The following is a 23,312-nucleotide window of genomic DNA, read 5'->3' on the forward strand; positions in this document are numbered from 1 at the left end:
AAGAAACCGTCACTTCGTCACTTCGTCAGTCACACGTACGGTGACGGACCGCGCATGAAGAAGAGGTATGGGAGTGCGGGCTCCCTAGGCCGGTGGGGAACCGGCTCGAACCCCGCCGCGTCGGAGCGGCGGGGTTCATTCCCACCCCAGGATGCGCACCACCGTTTCCGCGGCCCAGATAGTCGCGCGGTACTGGTGCGGAGGACGGGACTCTACAGTCGACTACCTTTTTGTGGGCTGGCTATTTGCGACAAGGTCGCCTCTGGCGTGTTCAAGACTCCGTTGAGTCTCGCTACCGAGCACGTCCCGAAAAACTGCTCGGTCGAATGCATCGCGTAGCAGCCGCCGCTTGTTGGAGTCGATGAGGCCGCGATGGCGAACAACGAAGACTCCCGTCTGCCTCAGCGCGGCGGAGTGCCGCATCAGTGCAGAATCTGAGACACGATGCAGCGAGCGAATGGCATGGAGGACGCACTCTGCAGTCACGTTGCAGAGGCGGCTATCGCGCGGATGCTTGTCGAGGAGGGCCCGTCCCTGGTGGAAGCCCGTCAATGCCTTCGAGAGAGCAGGCTCCGCTTCATGCTCGCGAAGATGATTGTCTGCCCAGCGGCCCCAACTGTCGACGAGGGCCGTCGTAACGCCCAGGGCCTGGCGATTGCTTGCCCCTTCGAGGGCCATCTCGAGTTCCTCTTGTCCCGCAGCGTACGCTCCGTTCCAGTACAGGATTCGGCCGTGTAGGAAATGAGTGTCGGAACAGGGCTCGAGACGGGATGCCTCCTCGGCGTGGGGGAGTGCCCCCGGGGTATCACGAATGTTCCGCGCGAGCACATCAGCCATCTCATAATGCGCTCGCGCCCGTGATGAGTCGTCCTGCGCGTACGAAAGCGCGGACTGGAGCTGTGAAACGGCGGCTTCGTACTGAGTCTGCTGCGCCAGCATCCTCGCCCACACGCGGTAGACCTCGGGGAACTCCGGATTGAAGCTGAGTGCTCGTTGCACCTGCACCTCAGCCTTCGAGAAGTTTCCGGTCTTGGCCAGATTCTCCGCGGACTGCAGCAAGAAGACTGCGGGATTGTCGTTTGAATCTCGCGCGGTGATCTGTGGGTAGCGCCGGCTCTTGGCGCCATCATCGAGGGCGGCGCGATACTCTCGTTCTCGCTTTCGCACGGTAGACAGGAAGTCCGTGTTGACAGATGGCTTCTGCAGGAACATGCGTGCGGTTGCGGTAAGGGCGAGACGACCGGCGATGGCGCCCGCGGCGTCGGCTTCAACCAATACAAGCGATCCACGAGTCAGCTCTTGCGTTGCGCGGCGCAGAGAATCGACGGACATCTCGGTAAGGACTGCGAACTCGTCGAACGAGATCCCGCGGTCCAACGTTCTGAGGATGTCGAGCACGGCTCGCGAGTCGGTCGTCAGCGTGTCCACCACGTTCTTGACGCAGAATTCAAGCAACGTGCTCTGGTCACGCAAGGTCTCGAGCGGGATACGTCCGGCCTCGCTCGCCAGTACAAACCATCGGATCGCGAGAGGACTGTACCGCAGTGCCTTCACCGTATTCTTCGCGGCTACGGGACTCAGGGACGCGAGTGACTTCTGGTTGCGGGCAGCCGCGAACTTTCGCAACAAAAGTTCGGATTCTGCTTCGTTCAATGGCGGTACGGGGACTGTTCGCTCGAGCTGCCCAATGCCCCACCTGCTGGTGAAGAGATACGTCACTGACTGCGGCAGAGCATCGTACATCTGGACGATCTCTTCCCCGTGCGCGGACTCCAGGTTGTCGATTATCACAAGCGTCTCGATGCCATCCAGCGCATCGGACAACTCCTGCAGCGAGCCGCCGAAGTCTGAATCCAGCCCTCGACCCAGTTCGCGGATCGTACTGTCAACACCACGAATGGCGCTTCTCAGTTCTTCGACGCCGTATGCGGTCAACTTCTCGGTCTTGAGCGAAACCCAAAGAATCGCTTCATAGGGATTCTCATCACTGTCAAGCAGTTCGTAGGCCACCTCAAGCGCGAGAGCCGTCTTGCCGATTCCGCCCTCACCAATGAGAGTCGTTACGGGGTTTCGCCGACGTCTCAGGGTCTCGATGAGCTTGACTCGCAAGTCCTTGCGACCGATGAAGCTTGTCTCGTCATAGTCGACCTCAGGAAGATTATGAAGGGTGCGTTCGTTGGGAGCGGATCGCTTCTCGAAGAGGGGCTCCCACGCGGGGTCATCTTCGAGTCGCTTCAACACGCTCTTCGTGTTTGGCCAGTGCCGAGAGCGCAGACCGGATAGAAGGTCAACCGAGGTAGTCGGATCAGTGTCGGCCAGGGGACGCCCATGCATCACGCGATGCCGGATTGGAGTGAGACGCGGCAGAAGGGGCAAGTTGTCGCGGAACTCCGTCATCAGCTCATGCGGCAACAGATCCTTGTGACGAGCGAGTACGTCGACGGCTGTTTGCAGATCCAAGAAATGCACGGATGCGTTCGAACTACTGTCGGTATCTGCCTCGCGCCGTGTCTCGATCTGAGTGAGCTCTGCGGCTGTGTAGACTTCCGACTCATCGAGGTGGTCAAGAAGGTAGCGTTCGATGCTTGCGCGAAGATCAGCTTCGAATGCATCGACAAGTACGTAAAGGCGCGCACGGCTCATGCGAAGCTCGTTCAAGATGACCCCCCACTATGTTTAGGCGCCATCATATCGGTGCGTATGACGCTGTTTCGTACCAGGCGATGGGGCGCACGCAGGCGGAACCATTCAAAGTAAGCGGCTCATGATGAGCAGGATCGATGTGGACAGCGGCATCGGGTGCGAGGGGTTATCACTGGACCCGACTTGCTGGTGCGTCGACGACTTAGAGGGATGTTGACGGGCGAGCACGCGCCCTGACGAACATGCTCCGTACTGAATGCCAGAATCCCGCAGTTACCCCGTCGCTGCAGGCGGCAGAGATGGCCCGTTGCGCGGCTCAGTGAGATTGCGTTGAAGTCAATCGTCCAGCTGTCCGGCGAGCTCGTCCGACACCACCACGCGCTCTGGGTCAAAGTGTCCTCGAGCCGCCGCGGGGTACACAGTCACGAACGCGCCAGCGCCCAACATGATCTTTCGGCGCTCGGCTACGGACCCGCGCGCCCAGACCTCACCGTACGTTTCGCCGGTGCGACGCTGCACCGCCGAGATTGTTGGGAGTGCGGTCAGGCGGTCCCGCTCTTCTCCCAGCGTGACCATTCGGGCGGCCAACCCCATCACGTCGGCTCCGGGGCGGCCCATCGACTCAAGAGTCTGAGCGATGGCATCCAGCACGTTGTCCAACCCTTCGGGGACCACCTCTTCGCTGATGGTCTCGATGACCTCTACGTCACCCCACGTGTCGAGGAACTGCCGTTCAGCCTCCGCTTCCAGCGGGTTGGCGGTCACCGTCTGGGGCTTCTCACATTCGCGGCCGCGGTTGCGGGACTGGCACATGTACAGAGGGGAGCGTGTCGGGTGACCAAAGTGTCTTGGAGTCAACGGCATGCCGCAAGACGAGCAGATCGCCAGCCGTTGCAGAAGCGGCACCCGGCCTCCCTCGGGGAAGCGTGGCTCTTTCGTGTTCACGCTCAACGCGCGCGACAGCGCGTGCCATTCGTCATCCGTAACGAGGGGTGGCCAGACGACGACAGGTAGCCCGCGGTCATCTCGAACAGCGTCCCCACCCAGCGTGGCGTGTCCGCGAAGAGACCCCCGACGGAGGATGCGGGAGAGCGACGGTGGTGACCAGTGAGATCCGCGGCGCGACGGAATGCGGTCGGCGTTGAGGCCACGCGTCACCTCTGAGATGCCCTTTCCCTCCATGACCTCATCCACGACCCGTCGAATGACCTTCGACTCTTCCGGGTGATGCACAAGCGTTCGACCCGCAGTATCGGGGTGAGGTGCGGTGGTGAAGCCGTAGGGAGGGGGACCTCCCGGCCAACGGCCCACCGTCGGCAGATGCCGACGCATGGAGCGAACTCGCTCGCCGATGGCGGTTGCTTCCAACTCCGCGAAGACCTGCGCCATCTGAACCATGGCTCTACCCGTTGCGGTCGAAGCATCGAAGTTCTCCGTGGCAGAGACGATGACGAATCCCTCGTCGAGGAGCTGGGAGATGTCAGAGACGGATCGCGCCATGCGGTCCAGCCGGGACACCACGACGACGTCCGCCTCGCCCGCGCTGATGCGCCGACGCATCTCATGGATACCTGGCCGGTCCAGTCTCTTCCGAGTGGCGGACTGGTCTATGTCCTCGATGACGTCTACGAGCTCCCACCCGCGCGCGTCGATCTGCCGGTGGATGTCCTTTCGCTGGCGCTCAGGCGACGTCGATGCCTCAGTGTCGCGAGAGAGCCGGACGTAGCCGAGCGCGCGGGTGGAAGCCATGGGCTCAGTGAACCGCAGGGATGCCTTCGCCCTGCGCGGGCTCCGCGGGCTTGCGAACGAAGAGCGCCAGCAGGACTGCACCCGAGGCGACGATGGCACCAACGAAGAATGCGGTGTGGACGCCGTTAGCCGTCGCCGTCACCTGGTCAGCGCCCGCGCTCAGCGAAGATGCGAGCGTGACGGACATGAGCGTGACGAAGAGCGCAGTCCCCGCGGCGCCAGCGACCTGCTGAACTGTCCCCACCACCGCGGAGCCGTGCGGGTACAGGTGAGAGGGAAGTGATCCGAGAGCCGAGGTCATCAGCGGAGTGAACACGAAGCCGAGTCCGAGGTTCAGCGCCAGGTGCACCGCGATGATCCAGGCGATGCTCGTGCTCTGGTCGAACGTGGCCATACCCCAGAGGGCGCCTGCCGCGATGACCATGCCGGGGATGACCAGAGGGGTCGGCCCGAACTTGTCGAAGAGGTTCCCGACGACGGGAGCGATGGCACCCATCAGCACGCCGCCCGGTAGGAGCATGAGCCCCACCCCGAGAGTGTCGAGCCCGAGCACCTGCTGCAGGTAGATGGGGAGCAGAATGAGCGAACCGAACAGTGCGCTCATCACGATGACAACGAGCCCGACGGCAAGGCTGAACGACTTGCTCTGGAAGACCCGAAGGTCAAGCAGCGCACCATTGACTTTCTGGAGCTGGAGCTGGCGAAGCACGAACACCGTCAGAGAAACAGCACCGACGACAATCGGGATCCACACGGGAATCGGAGCGTGACCCGAGGCGGCTTCGCCGATGCTGCTGAGACCATAGATGAGGCCACCGAAGCCAAGCGCCGAGAGAACCACCGACAGCACGTCGAAGCGAGCGTGAGGGTTTGTCTCCGTGACATTGCGCACCCAAATCAGACCAAGACCGATGGCGAGTAGCGCGATAGGGAACATGATCCAGAAGATCGCGTGCCAGGTCAGTGCCTGCAAGATCAGGCCGGACACGGTCGGGCCGACGGCCGGCGCGACAGCGATGACGATGGTGATGACACCCATCATGCGTCCGCGGTGACTCGCAGGGACGATGGTGAGCACGGTCGTGAAGAGCAGCGGCATCATCACGCCAGTGCCGAGAGCCTGCACGACGCGACCAGCGAGAAGGACCTCGAAGCCGGGCGCCAGCGCCGCGACAAGGGTGCCGAGCGCAAACAGCCCCATCGCGGAGAAGTAGACCTGACGGATGGTGAATCTGCTGAGCAGGAATCCGGTCAGCGGGATTACCACGGCCATAGTTAAGAGAAAGCCTGTGGTGAGCCACTGACCCACACCAGCGGTGATCCCGAGGTCCTTCATGATGTCGGTCAGCGCGACGCCCATGGTCGTCTCGTTGAGAATTACGACGAACGCACTGACGACGAGCAGCGCGATGACGGGGCCGGGCTTCGCGACGCTCTGAGCTGGGACGGACCCGGTCTGAGGGGAGGAGTCTTGGAGGGTCAAGATGGATCCTAAGAGAGAGTTTCTTGCGGTGAGGGAGTTGTCCTGAAGATCGACGCTACCGGCCATCAACGAGCCGATTGTCGCATCTTCAGGAGGACAAGAGGGGAGCGGTGGGGGCGTTCTGCCGCGGAATTCAGCCTAGTAACGCTGGTGCGTTCGTCAGCATGAACGCGCTCGTCAGCCACTGCCCGAGCTCGGGCGGGATGCCGAGATCGGTGTTCAGGTGCGGGATCGCGATGCCCATCGTCGTCTCGTTGAGGATGGCGACGAAGGCGGCGACGAGCAGCAGCCAGATGACCCGCATGTCCTCGCGGGGGATGCCCCCGCTCGATGCGGGGGGCGTCGTGATGGAGCCGGTATCGACGGCAGACATGGGCGGCCTCCAGGGCATCGGAGAGAAGAGGAAGGTGCGAGAGTTCGCGAGAGTCATTCAGCGTAACGGGTGGGGCGGACATTTCATTCCGAAATCTGGGATATCGCTGAACGCCGCGGGAACGGAGCCCGTGTCCTCGGGGGTGACTACGCTGGCGCCATGAGCATGGGCGGGATGGGCGGTGGTCCGCGGGGCGGTTTCCGCGGCGTGGACGAGGACGCCCAGCGTCGGCTCAATGCGGAGGCTCCGAAGATCGACGGACTCGGCACCCGGGTCGTCGCCCTGTTCAGCGCCTACCGGTGGCGCATCCTCTTCACCGGTGTCCTCGTGGTGCTCGGCGCGGGCATCGCGGTCATCCCGCCGCTCCTCGTGCAGCGCATCTTCGACGACGCACTGTTCCCCGTCGACGGCGGCGGCCCCCACCTCTCGCTGCTCGGCGTGCTCGTCGGCGCGATGGTCGGCCTCTTCCTCTTCTCGGCGGTCCTCGGAGTCGCACAGACCTGGCTCACGGCGACGGTCGGCAACAGCGTCACGGGCGATCTCCGGGTGCGGCTGTTCGAGCACCTGCAGGCCATGGAGCTCGGCTTCTTCACCCGCACGAAGACCGGCGTGATCCAGTCCCGGCTGCAGAACGACGTCGGCGGCGTCTCCGGCGTGCTGACGAACACGGTCACCAGCATCCTCGGCAACGCCGTCACGGTGATCGCCTCGCTCGTCGCGATGATCCTCATCGACTGGCGCCTCACCCTCATCGCCGTCGTGCTCATGCCGTTCCTCGTGCTCGTGCAGCGGCGCGTGGGACAGGTGCGGGCACGCATCGCGGGGGAGACCCAGGAGTCGCTGTCCGAGCTGACCTCGATCACCCAGGAGACCCTGAGCGTCTCGGGCATGCTGCTGTCCAAGGCGTTCAACCGCCAGCGCACCGAGTCCGAGCGCTACCAGCAGGAGAACCGCAACCAGGTGCGCCTCCAGGTGCGCCGGGCCATGAGCGGTCAGGGCTTCTTCGCAGTCGTCCAGGTCATCATGGCGAGCGTCCCCGCCGTCATCTACCTCGTCTCCGGATACCTCATCGCGGGCGGGACGGGAGCGATCACCGCGGGGACGATCGTGGCCTTCACGACGGTCCAGGCGCGGCTGCTCATGCCGCTCATGGGGCTCATGCGGGTCTCGCTCGACCTGCAGACCTCGTCCGCGCTGTTCGCCCGCATCTTCGAGTACCTCGACCTCGTGCCCGAGATCACCGACGCCCCCGATGCGATCGCCGTGGCGCAGGCGCCGGGTCCGCGCGGACGCATCGAGTTCCAGGACGTCGTGTTCCGGTATCCGGATGCCGCGGCCGATTCGCGTCCCACGCTGCACGGGGTCTCCTTCGTGGCCGAGCCCGGGCAGCACGTCGCCTTCGTCGGCCCCTCCGGCGCGGGCAAGACCACGATCCTCTACCTCGCGCCTCGACTGTACGAGGCCAAGGGCGGCGCGGTGCTGTTCGCGGGGGCGGACGTGCGCACCCTCACGCAGGAGTCGATCATCGACGATGTGGGCATCGTCTCCCAGGAGACCTACCTGTTCCACGCGACGATCCGGGAGAACCTCCGCTACGCGAAGCCCGATGCGACGGACGAGGAGCTGGTCGCCGCCTGCACCGCGGCCAACATCCACCACATCATCGCGGGCTTCGAGAAGGGCTACGACACGGTCGTGGGGGAGCGCGGGTACCGGCTCTCCGGTGGCGAGAAGCAGCGCATCGCCATCGCGCGCGTGCTGCTGAAGGACCCGCCGGTGCTCCTGCTCGACGAGGCGACCTCCGCCCTGGACACCGTGTCCGAGCGCGTGGTGCAGGAGGCCCTCGACGAGGCGGCGAAGGGGCGCACCACCCTGTCGATCGCGCACCGCCTGTCGACGGTCATGGGAGCGGACGTCATCCATGTGCTGGAGGCCGGGCGCATCGTGGAGTCCGGCACCCACGCCGAGCTCCTCGCGCAGGGCGGCCTCTACGCCGAGCTGGCGGCGCAGCAGGTGGCCGCGTCGCGCGTGCTGGACGCCGAGATGGAAGCGGAGGCCGAGGAGGAGGCCGCGATCCGCGGGGGCGTCGGAGAAGGCGTCGACGCTGGTCTCGCCGCGCGCCGTGCCGACCGTGAGCCGGAGGACTCCGCCGCAGCCGATGCCGTCGTGGCGCTGACGACGGGCGTCCCGCTGCCGACGGCATCGAGTGCCGATGCGCGGCCGCGCCCGACCGACGGGTGACGACCGCGAGGCTCAGTGGACGGAGAGCCCGCCGTCGATGAACAGCGACTGGCCGGTGACGTAGGCCGAGCCCGGGCCCGCGAGGAAGACCGCGGCCGCCGCGAAGTCCTCCGGGAGGCCGTTGCGTCCGATCATCGTCCGGGCCGCGAGGGCCGCGATCGTGGCGGAGTCCTCCTGCAGGCGGGCGTTCAGGGGCGTGAGGACGAATCCGGGGACGAGGGTGTTGCTCGTCACCCCGGTACCGCCCCAGGCCTCGGCCTCCGAGCGCATGAGCGACTCGACCGCGCCCTTGGAGGCGCCGTAGACCCCGCTGCCCACGAATGCCCGGTGCGCCTGCTGCGAGCTGATGTGGATCAGTCGCCCGTAGCCGCGCGCCGCCATGCCCTGCGCCCAGCGCTGACCGAGGAGGAACGGGGCGAGCGCGTTGACGGTCATCGTGGCGTCCCAGTCCGCCTCGGTGATCTCGGCGTAGGGCGGACGGATGTTGATGCCGGCGGAGTTGACGAGGATGTCCGGCTCGCCGAAGGGGATGGCTGCGGCCTCCGCGACCGCATGGATGCCCTCGCGCGTGCTCAGATCGCCGACCACGCCCGCGGCCCGGCACCCCTGCGCGGTCAGCTCCTCGACGGTCTCGGCGATGCGCTCAGCGCCGCGGGCGACGATCACCGTGGCCGCGCCGGCCCGGGCGAGCGCCGTCGCGATGCCGCGACCGATGCCCGAGCTGCCGCCGGTCACGACCGCGGTGCGGCCGTCGAGTGCGAAGAGCGAGGAGAGGTAGTCGGTCATGCGGGGGTCCTTTCGGCGGGGCTCACCACGCGAGGGCGTCGGCGAGGGTGGGGTCGGGGCGGGCGTCGGCGAACTCGGGAAGGGCACGCAGCTCGGCCAGGAACGCGGAGACGTCCGCCGCATAGGCGGGATCGGGGTGGGTGTCCGCGATCTTCCGGAGCGGAGCGACGTCCATCGCGAGGATGAGGTCGAGCCGTGCGGTCACGGCGGCATGCGCGCCCGCCTCCTGCAGGACGCGGATCCCGCCGCGGAGCGCAGCGAGGTAGTCGCGGAGTACGGGGAGCTGCGCCTTGCTCTGGGTGATCGAGGTGCCGTCCGCTCGGACGCGCCAGCGCACCACGACGTCGGGCAGCACGTCGAAGGCGCGTGCCCTGGTGTACATCGTCTGCGCGACGACCTGGTCCTCGTAGGCCACCCCTTCGGGGAACCGCAGGTCGGACCACATCTCCGTGCGGCTCACCTTGGACCACGCGACGATGTTCGACACGGCCTGCGGGTGCTCCGCCAGAGTGGTGCCGAGGCGGGCCGGAGAGGTCGCCGCGGCCACCCACGGCTGCACGCGGCCGGGCACGTATCCTCGCCCCTGGGGACGCAGCCGCACGTAGGCGCCGGCGGCGAAGTCGCTCCCCGTGCGCTCGAGCGTGCCCACGAGCGTCGCCAGCGCGTCCGGCATCAGCTCGTCATCCGCGTCGAGGAAACCGGTGAAGGGCGTGTCGACCCGCGCGAGGCCGACATTGCGCGCGGCGCCGAGCCCGACGGAAGTCTCATGCCGGATCACGGTGAAGCGGGCGTCCCTCGCGGCGGCGTCGGCGAAGATCGCTCCCGTGTCGTCGGTGGAGCCGTCGTCGATGAGGAGGGCACGCCACCGCTCGTCCGTCTGCGCGCGGAGGGAGTCGAGGGCGGCGGGGGCGAACGCGGCGATGTCGCGTCCTGGCACGATCAGCGTCACGATCGGGGTGGGGGCGGTCACTCCGCCGAGTCTAGAGCCGTCCGTCAGCCGCGGACGGCGGCGACCGCCTCCGCGAGCAGTGCGGCGAGGCGCTCGGGAGCATCCGCCGGGAGGGCCGTGCGCCCGAAGGTGAACCGCACGGCCGTCTGAGCGACCTCGGGGGCGATGCCGCACGCGAGCAGCACGGGGGAGGGCTCGTCGCTGCCGGCCGCGCAGGCGGAGCCGCTGGACGAGATCACCCCGCGGCGCTCCAGCTCCAGCAGCACCGCCTCGCCGCTCACGCCGGAGATCGTGAAGCTCGCCGTCGCGGGCAGACGCTGCGTGGAATGCCCCGTCAGCGCGGCCACGGGCACACGTCGCTGCACCTCGACGATGAAACGCGTCGTCGTGGCCGCCACCCTGGTCGCCGTGTCTTCGCGCTCCCGCTCGGCGAGCTCCAACGCCGTCGCCAGGCCCACCGCTCCCGCGACGTCGACGGTGCCGGACCGCCGTCCACGCTCCTGAGCGCCGCCGTGCAGGAGCGGTTCCAGAGGGAGGCGTCCGCGGACGACGAGCGCCCCGGTCCCTTTGGGAGCGCCGAGCTTGTGCCCGGCGACCGACACGGCTTCGGCATCCAGATCATGCAGGGGCAGCCAGCCGGCCGACTGCACGGCGTCGACATGGAGGGGCACGCGGCGGGCGCGGACGACCTCGCGGAGCGCGGCGATGTCCTGGACGGTGCCGATCTCGTTGTTCGCGTGCCCGACGGACACGATGGCCGTGTCGTCGGTGAGCACCGTGTCGAGGGCGTCCGGCCCGATCCGCCCGGTCCCGTCCACCGCGGGCATCGCCACCGTCACCCCGTGGAAGCGCGCGAGGTACGCCGCCGACTCCCGGATCGACTCGTGCTCGATGGGGGACACCACGACGCGCCGCCGCCCGGAGGCGAGCGCTGCCAGCGTGATCCCCTTCACGGCGAGGTTGTTCGCCTCCGTGCCGCCGCCGGTGAAGACGACGTCGCCCGCCCGCACCCCGAAGACGCGGGCGACCCTGGCGCGGGCATCCTCCAGCGCGCGCGCTGCCGTCTCGCCCGCGGTGTGGTGGCTGGCGGGGTTGCCGAACACCTCGGTGAGGAAGGGTTCCATGGCCGCCCGTACCTCGGGGCGTACCGGCGAGGTCGCGGCGTGATCGAGGTACAGCACGAGACTCAACCGATCCGGAGGTCGAGTCCGAGGTCCAGCGCCCGCGCGGAGTGCGTGAGGGCTCCGACCGAGATCACGTCCACCCCGGTGTCGGCGATGGCGCGGACGGTGGTCAGGTCGACGCCGCCCGAGGCCTCCACGGTGGCGCGCTCGCCGATGAGGGCCACGCCGGCGCGCAGATCGTCGAGGGAGAAGTTGTCCAGCAGCACGGTGTGCGCACCGCCGTCGAGCACCGCCGGGATCTGGTCGAGACGGTCGACCTCGACGACCACGTGGGCGGTGTGCGGCAGCCGCGAGAGTGCCTCGCGAAGAGCCGTCGCGAGGTCGAGCCCGGACCGCTGGAGCACCGCGAGGTGGTTGTCCTTCGCCATGACCGCGTCGGAGAGGGAGTACCGGTGGTTCCGGCCGCCGCCTGACACCACGGCGTGCCGCTCGAACGCCCGCAGTCCTGGCGTCGTCTTGCGGGTGTCTGCGATGCGCGCCCGCGTCCCCTCCACTTCGCGGACATAGGCGGCGGTGAGGGTCGCGATGCCCGACATCCGCTGCACGAAGTTCAGGGCGACACGCTCGGCGGTGAGGAGCGTGCGGGCCGGCCCTGTCACGGTGGCCAGCACGTCGGAGGCGGTGAAGGCATCGCCGTCGCCCACGTGCAGGTCGACGACGACATCGGGATCGGTGAGGAGGAACGCGGTGGCGAAGACCTCACCGCCGCTGAAGATCCCGTCCTCGCGGGCGACGAGGTCGGCCGTGGCCGTCGTCTCCGCGGGGAGCAGGGTGATGCTGGTGAGGTCGCCCCACGGGGCGTCCTCCTCGAGTGCGGCTCCGACGACGCGGTGCAGGGTGGCGCGGGTGATCATCAGGCGGTCTCCAGGATCGGTGCGTGTTCCGCCCTCGGCTCGGCGGGGACGGGGTCGTCGCGGTGGTGGGCGCCGACCGAGACGGGGCGGGCAAGGGCAGCACGGATGGTGGCGTCGGCGACCTGCAGCAGGTTCCGGTCCTCGTGCGCGCGGGCGTCGGAGGGGGGAGGCGTCTCGACGGCCCATCCGCGCACGATCCGGAGCGCGCGCTGCAGGCCCGATCCGGTCCGGTGCAGGCCGACCTCGTCCCACAGCAACCGCTGCAGCCCGGCGCGGTCGAACGGGGGGAGAGGCTCCGGTGCGACATCCGCGTCTGCCGAGTCGGTCGGCGACGGACGCGGGGTGATGTCGACGGCAGTGGCCCACGATCCGTCCAGGGCGGCGGCGGCCCTGGCACCGAACACGGCGCCTTCGAGGAGCGAGTTGGAGGCGAGCCGGTTGGCACCGTGCACCCCCGTGCGGGCGGTCTCACCGACGGCGTAGAGCCCCGGGATCGTGGTCCGTCCGTGGCGATCGGTGACGACGCCGCCCATGAGGTAGTGGGCGGCGGGCGTCACCGGCAGCGGCTCCCTGGACCAGTCGAAACCGCGAGCACGTGTCACCCGGTCGATGGTGGGAAAGCGGCGGGCGAGCGCGTCCGCCCCCAGCGCCGTCGCGTCGAGGTGCACGGGCGCCCCCTGCCGGGCGGCCTGTCGGGCGATGGCTCGCGCGACGACATCCCTCGGCGCGAGCTCCCCGTCCGGGTGGCTGTCGAACACGAACCGTCGCCCTTCGTAGTCGCGGAGCACGGCACCCTCGCCGCGGATGGCTTCGGAGAGCAGGAAGACCGGGGTGCCGGGAAGCGCGGTCGGGTGGAACTGCACGAACTCCAGGTCGGCGACGGCGGCGCCAGCGCGCAGGGCCGCCGCGATGCCATCGCCGGTCGCCTCCGCCGGGTTGGTCGTGTGCGCGTAGAGCTGCCCCGCCCCGCCCGTCGCGAGGATCACGGCGTCGGCCCGGATCTCGGCCGTGTCCCCGTCGCGGAAGACCGTGATCCCACGGACCCGTTGCTCCTCGACGACGAGGTCGAGGAGCATCGTCCCCTCGCAGACGGCGATGGACGCACGGCGAACGGCGGCGCATAGCGCCGCGGAGATCGCGGCGCCGGTGGCGTCGCCTCCGGCGTGCAGGATGCGGGCATGAGTATGCGCCGCCTCGCGCCCGCGGGCGAGAGCGCCGCCCGGAGTCCGGTCGAAGGCGACGCCGCGGGCGAGGAGCTCGGCGCTCCGGGCCGCGCCGTCCGCCACGAGCGCGTCGACCGCGGCCGGATCGCACAGACCCCCTCCGGCGCTGATCGTGTCGGCGGCGTGCGTGGCCGGTCCATCTCCCGGCCCGTAGCTGCCGGCCACACCGCCCTGCGCGAGAGGCGTGCATCCGCCCCCGAGGTCGCCCTTCGTCACGACTGTCACCGTGTGCCCGGCCTCGTGAGCGTGCAGCGCGGCGGTGAGGCCGGCGATGCCGGAGCCGACGACGACGACGTTCATCGTGCCCCGGCGGCCACCGGCGGCTTGGCGGCCAGCATCCGCTCGAGCGCGAGGCGAGCCGGGTCGGCGACATCGGGGGAGACCGTGATGCGGTTCGGTGTGCGGCCGGCGACCAGCTCCTCCAGGACCCACGCGAGGTAGCCCGGGTGGATGCGGTACATGGTCGAGCACGGGCAGACGACCGGGTCGAGGCAGAAGATCCGGTGCTGCGGGTACTGCGCGGCCAGGCGGCGCACGAGGTTGATCTCGGTACCGACGGCGAAGGTCGTCGGCTCCGTCGCCTCGGCGATGGCGCGGCGGATGTACTCGGTGGAGCCCGCCTCGTCGGCCGCGTCGACGACCTCCATCGGGCACTCCGGGTGCACGATCACGCGGACTCCCGGGTGCTCGGCCCGAGCCTGGTCGATCTGTGCCACGGTGAAGCGCCGGTGCACGGAGCAGAACCCGTGCCAGAGGATCACCTGCGCGTCGACGAGCTCCTCCGCGGTGGAGCCGCCCAGCGCTCGCCGCGGGTTCCACATCGGCATCCGGTCGAGGGGCACCCCCATGGCCTTCGCGGTGTTGCGTCCCAGATGCTGATCGGGGAAGAAGAGCACCCGGCGGCCGCGGGCGAACGCCCACTCCAGTACCGTGGCGGCGTTGGACGAGGTGCACACGATGCCGCCGTGTCGCCCGACGAAGCCCTTGATCGCCGCTGAGGAGTTCATGTAGGTGACGGGGATCACCGGCACGCGGCCGTCGGCGTCCGGGGTGTCGAGGTCGCCCAGCACGTCGGCGAGCTGCTCCCAGCACTCCTCGACCTGGTCGATGTCGGCCATATCCGCCATCGAGCACCCCGCGGCGAGGTTCGGCAGGATCACCGCCTGGTCGGGCTGGGAGAGGAGGTCGGCGGTCTCGGCCATGAAGTGCACACCGCAGAAGACGATCGCCTCCGCATCCGGCCGCATCGTGGCGGCGGTGGCGAGCTGGAACGAGTCGCCCACCTCGTCCGCATGGGCCACCACCTCCTCGCGCTGATAGAAGTGCCCGAGGATCACCACCCTGTCTCCGAGCGTGGCCTTCGCCGCCTCGATGCGTCGGTGGAGCTCCGCCTCGCCGGCCTCGCGGTATGCCCCGGGGAGCTCTCCCTGCCGGGGAGCCCCGGTGGGGATGACATCACCCATGGAGGAGCCGGGTCCGTAGCCGGGGCGTGTGTCGAAATCCCAGGGGCCGACGGCGAGGTCGGTCGTGCAGGTGGCGTCGGTGGAGACCCCGCCGACGATGGCCTGGATCGCGTGGTCGACGGACGGGTCCGCAGGGGGGACTGCGGGCGTCGGGACGAAGGTGATGCTCATCGGGTTCTCGTTTCCTCGGGGCGGAGCGGACCGCGGTCGGCCAGCTCGAGATCGGTGTCGTCGCGGTACAGGCGGGCCGGGCGATGACTGCCCGTCCGGAAGCGGTCGGTGCGGGTCAGGTTGCCGGCGGACTCGACCTGCCGCCGGAAGTTCGCGGGGTCGAGCGCGCGCCCCAGGATCGACTCGTAGGCTTCCCGGAGCTCGGCGAGCGTGAACTCGGCGGGCAGGAAGCCCTGGGCCACACGGCTGTATCCGACCTTGTTCCGCAGGCGCCAGAGCGCGTACTCGATGATCTCGCGATGATCGAAGGCGAGCGCCGGCAGGTCGTCGGCAGCGAACCATTCCACGTTCTCCGGCGCGCGGCCCGAGGCCCGGTGCGCGGTGATCTGGGCCTCGACATCGTCCTGGCGGAGCAGGGCCCAGTACACGATCGAGACGACCCGCGTGGGGGAGCGGTCGACGGCGCCGAAGGCGTAGAGCTGCTCCAGGTAGGTGGGGGCGAGGCCGGTCGTCTCGGCGAGCGTGCGGGCCGCGGCATCGACCGGCGACTCCTCGGGGGTGAGCCACCCGCCGGGGAGTGCCCACCGCTCCGCGAACGGCTCGCGGGTGCGGCGGACGAGGGGGAGCGCGAGCACGGGCGGACCATCGTCACCGCGGCGCAGCGTGAGGATCACCGTCGAGACGGCGACGCGGATGTCCGCACTTCGAGTCATTGGCACCTTAACCTCCGGATTCGATCTTAGTGTCATCGGGACCTTTAGTGCGCGCAGATGACGAACGAACGCGTCGAGTCCGAAACGTTATCTCCTCCCCGCGGGAAGGCTTGTCCCCCCGGGGTGGGTTTGTTAGGTTACTGTCCTAACAAACCCCTTCGAGAGTGGCCACCGGCCGCCTCCCGGGGTTCCCGTGAACCCCGCCCGGGGTTCGGCTCCAACCGGAGAATCCCTCCTGCAGTGCAGCACCGAGAGGAAATGAAGAATGATCCGTAACGGAAAGCGCAAGATCGCGCTCACGGCGGTCGCGGGGGCCTCGGTCCTCGTCCTGGGCCTGACGGCCTGCGGCGGCGGCGGTAGCGATGACGGAGGCGGCGACGCGTCCAGCGACCGCGCCCTCCGCGTCTGGGCCGGCAGCACGACGCCGATCACCACGAACTACAACCCCTTCGCCCCGAACGTGCTCCATGGCGCACTCGGCCCGATCTACGAGCCCCTGTTCTTCTACAACAAGACCAAGGACGAGGAGCCCATCGGCCTCATCGGCGAGTCCTTCGAGTACAACGAGGACGGCACGCAGATCACGGTGAAGATCAAGCCCGACTTGAAGTGGAGCGACGGCGAGCCGCTCACGGCCGCGGACGTGGCCTTCACCTTCCTGTACGAGGCGAACAACCCCGAGGGCAATCAGCTGGTCTCCGCGGAGGCCACCGACGACACCACGGTCGTGCTCACCTACGGCATCGCGCAGTACACCACGGAGTTCCAGCGGATGGGCTCGAGCTACATCCTCCCCGAGCACATCTGGAAGGACGTCGACGACTTCGCGAACTTCACGAACGAGGAGCCGGTCGGGTCGGGCCCGTACGTCGTGGACAAGACCACGAGCGAGTCCTACACGCTGGTCGCCAACGAGAACTACCGCGGTGCCGACGAGCTGGCCATCAAGAAGGTCCAGTACATCGCGGTCGACAACAACCAGACCGCGCAGGATCTCGTGACGGCGGGCGAGCTCGACTGGACCGGCATGTTCATCCCGAACCCGGATGACGCGACCGCCAACGGCAAGATCGAGTGGATCAACACTCCGCAGGACCCGACGGTGCTCTACACGTGCTCGAACGCCGAGCTCGGCTGCACGGGTCCGCAGACGGACGTGGCCGTCCGGCAGGCGCTGAACGTCGCCGTCGACCGGGCCACCATCAAGGACAAGGCGTTCGTCGGTCTCACCGCCGACGTCTCGCCCGCCTACACGCTGCTCCCGCGCGATGAGAAGTGGCTCACGGACGACGCGTACGAGGTCAGCCCGCAGGAGGCCAATGTCGAGGAGGCCGCGTCCATCCTCGAGGCCGCCGGCTACACCAAGGGCTCGTCGGGCATCTACGAGAAGGACGGCGCTCCCGTCGAGCTCAGCCTGATCTCGGTCGACGGCTGGACGGACTACAACGACGCCGCGAAGCTCATCGCCGAGCAGGCCGAGGCCGCGGGCATCAAGATCACCGCGTCGACCGTGCAGTGGCAGGAGTTCGTCGACGCCCGCCAGTCCGGCGAGTTCCAGCTGATCGTCGGCGGCGTGGTCGGCACGACCATCGCCGACCCGTTCCAGATCTACCGCGACTGGTTCGGCGGCACCGAGGTGCAGTCCACCAGCCCGGTCGGCACCGAGATCCCCCCGGGGCGCTGGAACTTCAGCCGCTACAACAACCCCACCGTCGATGCGGCCATCCAGCAGGCCATCAGCACCGAGGACGAGGCCGAGCGCAAGGAGCTCTACGCCACCATCCAGGACGCGATCGTCAACGACGTGCCCTACATCCCGCTCGTGATCAACGCCACGCAGACCTTCTACAACACGAAGGACTACACCGGCTGGCCGACCGAGGAGAACCTCTACGCGTTCCCGCCGTCCTGGGGCGCCATCGCTGCCGGATACGTGCTGACGCAGATCAAGCCCGCCGGCTGAGTGACGAGAGGAGCAGGGGAAGCAGGAAGTCAGGACGAGTGACATGAAGTTCTATGCACGAAGGATCGGGTTCTACGCGTTCACGCTGTGGGCTGCGATCTCCATCAACTTCCTGCTTCCCCGGCTCATGCCGGGGGATCCCGCCGACATCATGATCGCCAAGATGCAGCGGGCCGGCGGAGAGGTCTCCGAGACCACCATCCGCAACATCAAGCTCCTGCTCGGCGGCGACGATGCGTCCCTCTGGGAGCAGTACCTCGCCTACTGGGGACGCATGCTCCGAGGCGATCTCGGGGTGTCGGTGACCAAGTTCCCCACCCCGGTGGCCGAGCTGATCGCCGGCGCCCTGCCCTGGACGCTGGTGCTCGTCGGCACCGCGACGGTCATCTCCTTCCTGCTCGGCGTCGTGCTCGGCGCCTGGGCCGGGTGGAAGCGCGGTACCTGGGTCGACCACCTGATCCCGGCAACCACCGTGCTGCAGTCCATCCCGTACTTCTGGCTCGCGCTCGTCCTGATCGCCGTCTTCGCGGTCGGGCTCGGCTGGTTCCCGATGTTCGGCGGCTACGACGTCTTCGACTTCCCGGAGGGCCCGGAACCGACGTGGGCGTTCTTCACCGACGCCGTGGCGCACTCGCTCCTTCCCGCGATCACGATCGTGATCAGCTCCGTGGGGGGCTGGATGTTCGGCATGCGCAACATGATGGTCTCCACGCTCGCCGAGGACTACGTCCTCACCGCTGAGGCCAAGGGACTGCGGCCGCGGCGCATCATGACGACGTACGCGGCCCGCAACGCGGCCATCCCGTCGATCGCGGGCTTCTCGATCACCCTCGGGTTCGTCGTGGCCGGCTCCATCGTCATGGAGCAGGTTTTCACCTACCCGGGCGTCGGCAAGCTCATGTTCCAGGCCGTCACCAACAACGACTACGCGCTGATGCAGGGACTGTTCCTCGTGATCACCCTCACGGTGCTCGTCGCCAACTTCTTCATGGACCTCGTCTATGGCTTCATCGACCCGAGGGCTCGCCAGAATGTCTGACACGAAGAACCCGCTCCTCGTGGAGGAGCCTCCCACCGTCGCCCCCGAGGGCACCGTCGCCCTGGCCACGCAGCGTCAGGAGCGCCGGCGCCGCCGGATCCTGCCCAGCACGTCGCCGAAGTTCATCGTCGGGTCCGTCCTCGTGCTCGCCATCGTGCTCTTCGCGATCATCGCGCCGTTCTTCACGCAGAACCCGCGCAGCACCGACAACCCCGCCCTCGCCGCGCCCTCGGCGGAGCACTGGCTGGGCACGACCAAGCTCGGCAACGACGTGCTCGCTCAGCTCGCCGTCGGGGCGCAGGGGTCGCTGCTCATCGGCGTCACGGCCGGCGGCATCGCCATCGTGCTCTCGCTCCTCTTCGGTGTCCTGGCCGGGTACCTCGGCGGCTGGCGGGAGGACGTCCTCGCTCTCCTGACGAACGTCATGATCGTGATCCCCGGACTGCCGCTGGTCATGGTGATCGCGTCGTTCGTGCCGCAGCGCAGCTGGCAGCTCGTGGCCTTCGTCCTGGGCATCACCTCCTGGGCCGGAGCGGCGTACGTGCTGCGGCTGCAGACCCGCTCGCTCCGCACCCGCGATTACGTGTACGCGTCGAAGGTGGCGGGGGAGAAGTCCCTCCGGGTGATCCTCGTCGAGATCATGCCGAACCTGCTCCCGCTGCTGACCGCGCAGTTCCTCTTCGCGATCATCTTCGCCATCCTCGGCGAGGCGGGGCTGTCGTATCTCGGTCTCGGTCCGAACTCCTCGATCACCTGGGGCTCGATCCTCAACGACGCCCAGTCCGGTCAGGCCCTCGGTCGCGGTGCCTGGTGGTGGTTCGTGCCGCCGGGCATCATGATCGCGATCCTCGGCGCGGGACTCGCGCTGATCAACTTCGCCATCGACGAGGTCATCAACCCGAAGCTGCGCAACGCGCCCGATGCGGCCCGTCGTCTGCGCAAGGCCGCGAAGGAGAAGGGGGTCACCGCATGAGCGACGCCGTGCTCACCGCCAGGAACGTCTCGATCGAGTACGAGGTCGACCCGCCCGTCAAAGCCGTCCGCGACGTTTCGCTGACGCTCCACCGCGGCGAGATCCTCGGACTCGCGGGGGAGTCGGGCTGCGGCAAGACGACCCTCGCGTACGGGATGAACCGGCTGCTCAAGGCGCCGGCGCTGATGACCGACGGCGAGATCGTGTTCCACGACCGCGACGGCCACGACATCGACGTCGTCGGACTCGACGGGGACGGGCTGCGCGCTTTCCGCTGGGACAAGATCTCGATGGTCTTCCAGGGGGCGATGAACTCCCTCAACCCCGTCATCTCGGTCCGCGCGCAGATCTTCGACATCTTCGACACCCACCGCCCCGGAATGTCGAAGAAGGCCAAGCAGGAGCGCGCGGAGGAGCTGCTCACGCTCGTCGGCGTCGACCCCGGCCGGCTGACGAGCTTCCCGCACGAGCTCTCCGGCGGCATGCGCCAGCGCATGATGATCGCGATGGCGCTCGCGCTCGACCCGCAGGTCATGATCATGGACGAGCCCACCACGGCGCTCGACGTGGTCGTGCAGCGCGGCATCATCCGGGAGATCATGCGCCTGCGCGAGAAGCTCGGCTTCGCCGTCATCTTCATCACGCACGATCTGCCCATGCTGATCGAGATCAGCGACCGCATCGCGGTCATGCTGCAGGGCCGGATCGTCGAGCAGGGCACCGCGGCCGAGATCTACCGCAACCCGCAGCACGAGTACACCCAGCGGCTGCTGTCGAGCTTCCCGTCCCTCACGGGCGAGCGGGGCGACTTCGTCCGCAGCGGCAGCGTGAACCAGGAGGTCATCCGATGAGCGTGGACGGGACGAGGCGCGGCGGCACCCTCGAGGCGAGGAACCTCGTGAAGGACTTCCACCTGCGCTCGGGGTTCCGCACCAGCGTGCTGCACGCGGTGAAGGACGTGTCGTTCACGCTGGAGGCCGGGCGGACCACGGCGCTCGTCGGCGAGTCCGGGTCGGGCAAGTCGACCATCGCCCGGATGCTGATGAAGCTGGAGACGCCGACCTCGGGAAGCATCCTCCTCGACGGTGAGGAGTCCGGCACGCGGGGGTCGAGCCTCGAGCGCTACCGGTCGGACGTGCAGATGGTCTTCCAGGACCCGTTCGCCTCACTCAACCCGTTCCACACGATCGTGCACCACCTGGAGCGTCCGATCCGGTTGCACCACCCCAAGCTCGACAGCCGCGAGGTGCGGGCGCGGGCGATCGAGCTGCTGGAGCGCGTGCGGCTCACTCCGGGCGAGAGCTTCGCGGAACGGCGCCCGCACGAGCTCTCCGGCGGACAGCGGCAGCGTGTGGCGATCGCGCGGGCCCTGGCCCCCGGCGCCCGGTTCATCGTGGCCGACGAGCCGGTGTCGATGCTCGACGTGTCGATCCGGCTCGGCGTGCTCAACCTGCTCGCCGAGCTGCAGCGCGAGGAGAACCTCGGCGTCCTCTACATCACGCACGACCTCGCGACCGCGCGGCACTTCTCCGACGACATCATGGTCCTCTTCCAGGGCGACGTCGTGGAGCGGGGAACGGCCGACGAGGTGATCCTGAACCCGCAGCACGAGTACACGAGGACGCTTCTGGCGGCGGCCCCCGAACCGGAGAACCTCGGCAGGCTCCGTGACGAGGTCAGAGCGGAGCTCGCGCTGGGCTCCTGAGCGGGCGGGGGAGACCGCTAGACTGAACCCACAATCGAAGACAGGCCGAACGACCGACGCGGGAGAGCCCCGGCGCACGCAGCCGGGCACCGAAGGAGCAAGCCTCCCCGCCAATCTCTCAGGTACGCGTACCGCGGAGGTCCGGCCGCTCTGAAAAGCGATCCCGAGCACCGGGGGATCCGCCGACGGTGAAAGCCCTGCGCTCGCGCGGGCGAAGCTCTCAGGCCCATGACAGAGGGGGAGTTCCCAGGGACGACGTCGTCGTCCCGCCCGACCCAGCCCGGGAGAACTCCATGTCCGACCCCCGCTACACCCCGTTGCGCGAGCGCCATGAGGCGCTCGGCGCCTCCTTCACCGATTTCGGCGGCTGGCAGATGCCGGTGCGCTACACGTCCGACCTCGCCGAGCACCACGCGGTGCGGCAGGCGGCGGGCGTCTTCGACATCTCGCACATGGCCGAGTTCACGGTCCGCGGCACCGGCGCGGCGGCCTTCCTCGACTACGCCCTCGCCGGGCGGCTGTCGGCTCTCGCGGTCGGCAAGGCGAAGTACTCCCTGCTGCTGACGCCCGAGGGCGGCATCGTCGACGATGTGATCGTCTACCGCCTGGCCGACGACGACTTCCTCATCATCTCCAACGCGGGCAACCGCGACGCGGTGCGTCAGGCACTCACCGCGCGGGTCGCGGACGCGGACGCGGGCCCCGTGGAGGTCGCCGACGTCTCGGACGACTACGCGCTGATCGCCGTGCAGGGCCCGCGGGCCGAGGAGATCCTCGCCGCGACGGCGGGCATCGCCGACGTCAGCGTCCCCTGGGCAGAGCAGAAGTACTACGCGTGGGCGACCGCGTCGTTCGCCGGGGAGCCGCTGCTCCTCGCCCGCACCGGCTACACCGGGGAGGACGGCTTCGAGCTCCTCGTCCCGGCCGCCCACGCGACCGCACTGTGGGACGCCGTCCTCGACGCCGGCGCGCCGCACGGGCTCGTCCCCGCCGGCCTCGCCGCGCGCGACACCCTCCGCCTGGAGGCGGGCATGCCGCTCTACGGGCATGAGCTCAGCCTCGACACCGCACCCGCCCAGGCCGGCCTCGGCCGGGTCGTGGTCGCCGCGAAGGAGCGTTTCGTCGGCAAGGACGCACCGGCGCCGGCCGACGACGCCCGCATCCTCGTCGGCCTGACGGCGGAGGGGCGACGCGCCGGCCGCGCCGGCTATGCGGTCGTCGACGCCGACGGCTCTCCGATCGGCGAGATCACCAGCGGCGCCCTGAGCCCGACGCTCGGCCATCCCATCGCGATGGCGTACGTCGACCCTTCTTCCGCGGAAGAGGGAACCGCAGTATTCCTTGATGTGCGGGGGACCCGTATCCCCGCGACCGTGACCGCCCTGCCTTTCTACCGGAGGACAAAATGACCGACCTCAGCGCACTCCGCTACACCGACGAGCACGAATGGATCGCCGGTGACGGCGACACCGTGACGATCGGCATCACCGACTACGCCGCCGAGAAGCTGGGGGATGTCGTCTTCGTCGAGCTCCCCGCCGTCGGCACCGAGCTGACCGCCGGCTCCGTCGTCGGCGAGATCGAGTCCACCAAGTCGGTCGGGGAGCTCTACGCCCCGGTCGCCGGCACGGTCGTCGAGATCAACGACGCCGTCGTCGACGACCCCTCGCTCGTCAACGCCGAGCCGTTCGAGGGCGGCTGGCTGCTCAAGGTGTCCGTCGCCGCCGGCGCGCTGGACGGACTGCTGGACCGCGACGCCTACGTCGCACTCACGGAGGGCTGATCCGGAAGTGGTTGCAT

General features: G+C 68.4%; 19 protein-coding genes and 2 riboswitches. Of the genes, 8 read left to right on the forward strand and 11 right to left on the reverse strand.

Annotated elements, in window-relative coordinates:
- Positions 1–222: 222 nt before the first annotated feature.
- The 4 genes from BLU02_RS15375 to BLU02_RS17930 form a co-directional block, all read right to left on the reverse strand.
- Positions 223–2,643 (reverse strand): NB-ARC domain-containing protein, encoded by a 2,421-nt coding sequence (locus BLU02_RS15375; RefSeq protein WP_045262785.1) that lies wholly within the window; start codon positions 2,641–2,643, stop codon positions 223–225.
- Positions 2,644–2,979: 336 nt separating this feature from the next.
- On the reverse strand, positions 2,980–4,392 hold the full coding sequence (locus tag BLU02_RS15380; protein WP_060923049.1) for a recombinase family protein: 1,413 nt from the start codon (positions 4,390–4,392) through the stop codon (positions 2,980–2,982).
- A gap of 4 nt (positions 4,393–4,396) precedes the next feature.
- Positions 4,397–5,875, reverse strand: coding sequence for an MDR family MFS transporter (locus BLU02_RS15385; RefSeq protein ID WP_045262787.1), 1,479 nt, complete (start codon positions 5,873–5,875; stop codon positions 4,397–4,399).
- 133 nt (positions 5,876–6,008) lie between these two features.
- On the reverse strand, positions 6,009–6,248 hold the full coding sequence (locus BLU02_RS17930; RefSeq protein WP_060923050.1) for a hypothetical protein: 240 nt from the start codon (positions 6,246–6,248) through the stop codon (positions 6,009–6,011).
- 165 nt (positions 6,249–6,413) lie between these two features.
- Between BLU02_RS17930 and BLU02_RS15395 the strand changes: the two genes are divergently transcribed.
- Positions 6,414–8,489, forward strand: coding sequence for an ABC transporter ATP-binding protein (locus BLU02_RS15395; RefSeq protein WP_060923052.1), 2,076 nt, complete (start codon positions 6,414–6,416; stop codon positions 8,487–8,489).
- A 12-nt stretch (positions 8,490–8,501) separates the two neighbouring features.
- On the opposite strand, the gene BLU02_RS15400 is transcribed toward BLU02_RS15395, so the two are convergent.
- Genes BLU02_RS15400 through BLU02_RS15430 form a run of 7 tightly spaced genes read right to left on the reverse strand, consistent with a single transcriptional unit; the run spans position 8,502 to position 15,832 of the window.
- Positions 8,502–9,275: an SDR family NAD(P)-dependent oxidoreductase gene (locus BLU02_RS15400; protein WP_060923051.1), complete on the reverse strand. Its 774-nt coding sequence runs from the start codon at positions 9,273–9,275 to the stop codon at positions 8,502–8,504.
- Between the two features lie 22 nt (positions 9,276–9,297).
- Positions 9,298–10,245 (reverse strand): glycosyltransferase family 2 protein, encoded by a 948-nt coding sequence (locus BLU02_RS15405; protein WP_060923565.1) that lies wholly within the window; start codon positions 10,243–10,245, stop codon positions 9,298–9,300.
- Between the two features lie 23 nt (positions 10,246–10,268).
- Positions 10,269–11,405 carry a cysteine desulfurase family protein gene (locus BLU02_RS15410; RefSeq protein WP_060923566.1) on the reverse strand — a complete coding sequence of 379 codons (1,137 nt, stop codon included), beginning with the start codon at positions 11,403–11,405 and terminating at the stop codon, positions 10,269–10,271.
- A gap of 5 nt (positions 11,406–11,410) precedes the next feature.
- Entirely contained in the window at positions 11,411–12,262 is an 852-nt protein-coding gene (nadC, locus tag BLU02_RS15415; RefSeq protein WP_060923567.1) for a carboxylating nicotinate-nucleotide diphosphorylase, read from the reverse strand.
- Positions 12,262–13,785 carry an L-aspartate oxidase gene (nadB, locus tag BLU02_RS15420; RefSeq protein ID WP_083371042.1) on the reverse strand — a complete coding sequence of 508 codons (1,524 nt, stop codon included), beginning with the start codon at positions 13,783–13,785 and terminating at the stop codon, positions 12,262–12,264. Before nadB ends, nadC begins: the two co-directional genes overlap by 1 nt.
- Positions 13,782–15,119 carry a quinolinate synthase NadA gene (gene nadA / locus BLU02_RS15425; protein WP_060923236.1) on the reverse strand — a complete coding sequence of 446 codons (1,338 nt, stop codon included), beginning with the start codon at positions 15,117–15,119 and terminating at the stop codon, positions 13,782–13,784. Before nadA ends, nadB begins: the two co-directional genes overlap by 4 nt.
- The gene (locus BLU02_RS15430; protein WP_060923235.1) at positions 15,116–15,832 is read right to left on the reverse strand and encodes an NUDIX hydrolase; all 717 of its coding nucleotides are present in this window, start codon (positions 15,830–15,832) and stop codon (positions 15,116–15,118) included. The genes nadA and BLU02_RS15430 overlap by 4 nt, the downstream gene beginning before the upstream one ends.
- Positions 15,833–16,097: 265 nt before the next feature.
- On the opposite strand from BLU02_RS15430, the gene BLU02_RS15435 reads away from it, so the two are divergent.
- The 7 genes from BLU02_RS15435 (at position 16,098) to gcvH (ending at position 23,295) form a co-directional block, all read left to right on the forward strand.
- Positions 16,098–17,795 (forward strand): ABC transporter substrate-binding protein, encoded by a 1,698-nt coding sequence (locus tag BLU02_RS15435; protein WP_060923234.1) that lies wholly within the window; start codon positions 16,098–16,100, stop codon positions 17,793–17,795.
- A gap of 43 nt (positions 17,796–17,838) precedes the next feature.
- Complete coding sequence (locus tag BLU02_RS15440; RefSeq protein ID WP_060923233.1) at positions 17,839–18,834, forward strand: ABC transporter permease; 996 nt, start codon at positions 17,839–17,841, stop codon at positions 18,832–18,834.
- Entirely contained in the window at positions 18,827–19,807 is a 981-nt protein-coding gene (locus BLU02_RS15445; RefSeq protein ID WP_060923232.1) for an ABC transporter permease, read from the forward strand. The genes BLU02_RS15440 and BLU02_RS15445 overlap by 8 nt, the downstream gene beginning before the upstream one ends.
- The gene (locus BLU02_RS15450; RefSeq protein WP_060923231.1) at positions 19,804–20,658 is read left to right on the forward strand and encodes an ABC transporter ATP-binding protein; all 855 of its coding nucleotides are present in this window, start codon (positions 19,804–19,806) and stop codon (positions 20,656–20,658) included. The genes BLU02_RS15445 and BLU02_RS15450 overlap by 4 nt, the downstream gene beginning before the upstream one ends.
- The gene (locus tag BLU02_RS15455; RefSeq protein WP_060923230.1) at positions 20,655–21,512 is read left to right on the forward strand and encodes an ABC transporter ATP-binding protein; all 858 of its coding nucleotides are present in this window, start codon (positions 20,655–20,657) and stop codon (positions 21,510–21,512) included. The genes BLU02_RS15450 and BLU02_RS15455 overlap by 4 nt, the downstream gene beginning before the upstream one ends.
- A 49-nt stretch (positions 21,513–21,561) precedes the next feature.
- Positions 21,562–21,656, forward strand: a riboswitch (glycine riboswitch).
- Position 21,657: 1 nt separating this feature from the next.
- A riboswitch (glycine riboswitch) is annotated at positions 21,658–21,754 on the forward strand.
- A 51-nt stretch (positions 21,755–21,805) separates the two neighbouring features.
- Positions 21,806–22,921, forward strand: a complete 1,116-nt coding sequence (gene gcvT / locus BLU02_RS15460; RefSeq protein ID WP_083371043.1) for a glycine cleavage system aminomethyltransferase GcvT — start codon at positions 21,806–21,808, stop codon at positions 22,919–22,921.
- On the forward strand, positions 22,918–23,295 hold the full coding sequence (gene gcvH / locus BLU02_RS15465) for a glycine cleavage system protein GcvH (RefSeq protein WP_060923660.1): 378 nt from the start codon (positions 22,918–22,920) through the stop codon (positions 23,293–23,295). Before gcvT ends, gcvH begins: the two co-directional genes overlap by 4 nt.
- Positions 23,296–23,312 lie beyond the last annotated feature (17 nt).

Origin of the sequence: Microbacterium paraoxydans (genome assembly GCF_900105335.1) — a bacterium.
GTDB classification, from domain to species: domain Bacteria; phylum Actinomycetota; class Actinomycetes; order Actinomycetales; family Microbacteriaceae; genus Microbacterium; species Microbacterium paraoxydans.

Coding starts and splice junctions, on each gene's coding strand:
- nadB (WP_083371042.1), bottom strand. CDS start 13,785: ATGAACGTCGTCGTCGTCGGCTCCGGCATCGCCGGCCTCACCGCCGCG.
- gcvT (WP_083371043.1), top strand. CDS start 21,806: ATGTCCGACCCCCGCTACACCCCGTTGCGCGAGCGCCATGAGGCGCTC.
- BLU02_RS15375 (WP_045262785.1), bottom strand. CDS start 2,643: ATGAGCCGTGCGCGCCTTTACGTACTTGTCGATGCATTCGAAGCTGAT.
- BLU02_RS15445 (WP_060923232.1), top strand. CDS start 18,827: ATGTCTGACACGAAGAACCCGCTCCTCGTGGAGGAGCCTCCCACCGTC.
- BLU02_RS15430 (WP_060923235.1), bottom strand. CDS start 15,832: ATGACTCGAAGTGCGGACATCCGCGTCGCCGTCTCGACGGTGATCCTC.
- BLU02_RS17930 (WP_060923050.1), bottom strand. CDS start 6,248: ATGTCTGCCGTCGATACCGGCTCCATCACGACGCCCCCCGCATCGAGC.
- BLU02_RS15400 (WP_060923051.1), bottom strand. CDS start 9,275: ATGACCGACTACCTCTCCTCGCTCTTCGCACTCGACGGCCGCACCGCG.
- BLU02_RS15455 (WP_060923230.1), top strand. CDS start 20,655: ATGAGCGTGGACGGGACGAGGCGCGGCGGCACCCTCGAGGCGAGGAAC.
- BLU02_RS15440 (WP_060923233.1), top strand. CDS start 17,839: ATGAAGTTCTATGCACGAAGGATCGGGTTCTACGCGTTCACGCTGTGG.
- BLU02_RS15450 (WP_060923231.1), top strand. CDS start 19,804: ATGAGCGACGCCGTGCTCACCGCCAGGAACGTCTCGATCGAGTACGAG.
- BLU02_RS15380 (WP_060923049.1), bottom strand. CDS start 4,392: ATGGCTTCCACCCGCGCGCTCGGCTACGTCCGGCTCTCTCGCGACACT.
- gcvH (WP_060923660.1), top strand. CDS start 22,918: ATGACCGACCTCAGCGCACTCCGCTACACCGACGAGCACGAATGGATC.
- BLU02_RS15435 (WP_060923234.1), top strand. CDS start 16,098: ATGATCCGTAACGGAAAGCGCAAGATCGCGCTCACGGCGGTCGCGGGG.
- BLU02_RS15395 (WP_060923052.1), top strand. CDS start 6,414: ATGGGCGGGATGGGCGGTGGTCCGCGGGGCGGTTTCCGCGGCGTGGAC.
- nadA (WP_060923236.1), bottom strand. CDS start 15,119: ATGAGCATCACCTTCGTCCCGACGCCCGCAGTCCCCCCTGCGGACCCG.
- nadC (WP_060923567.1), bottom strand. CDS start 12,262: ATGATCACCCGCGCCACCCTGCACCGCGTCGTCGGAGCCGCACTCGAG.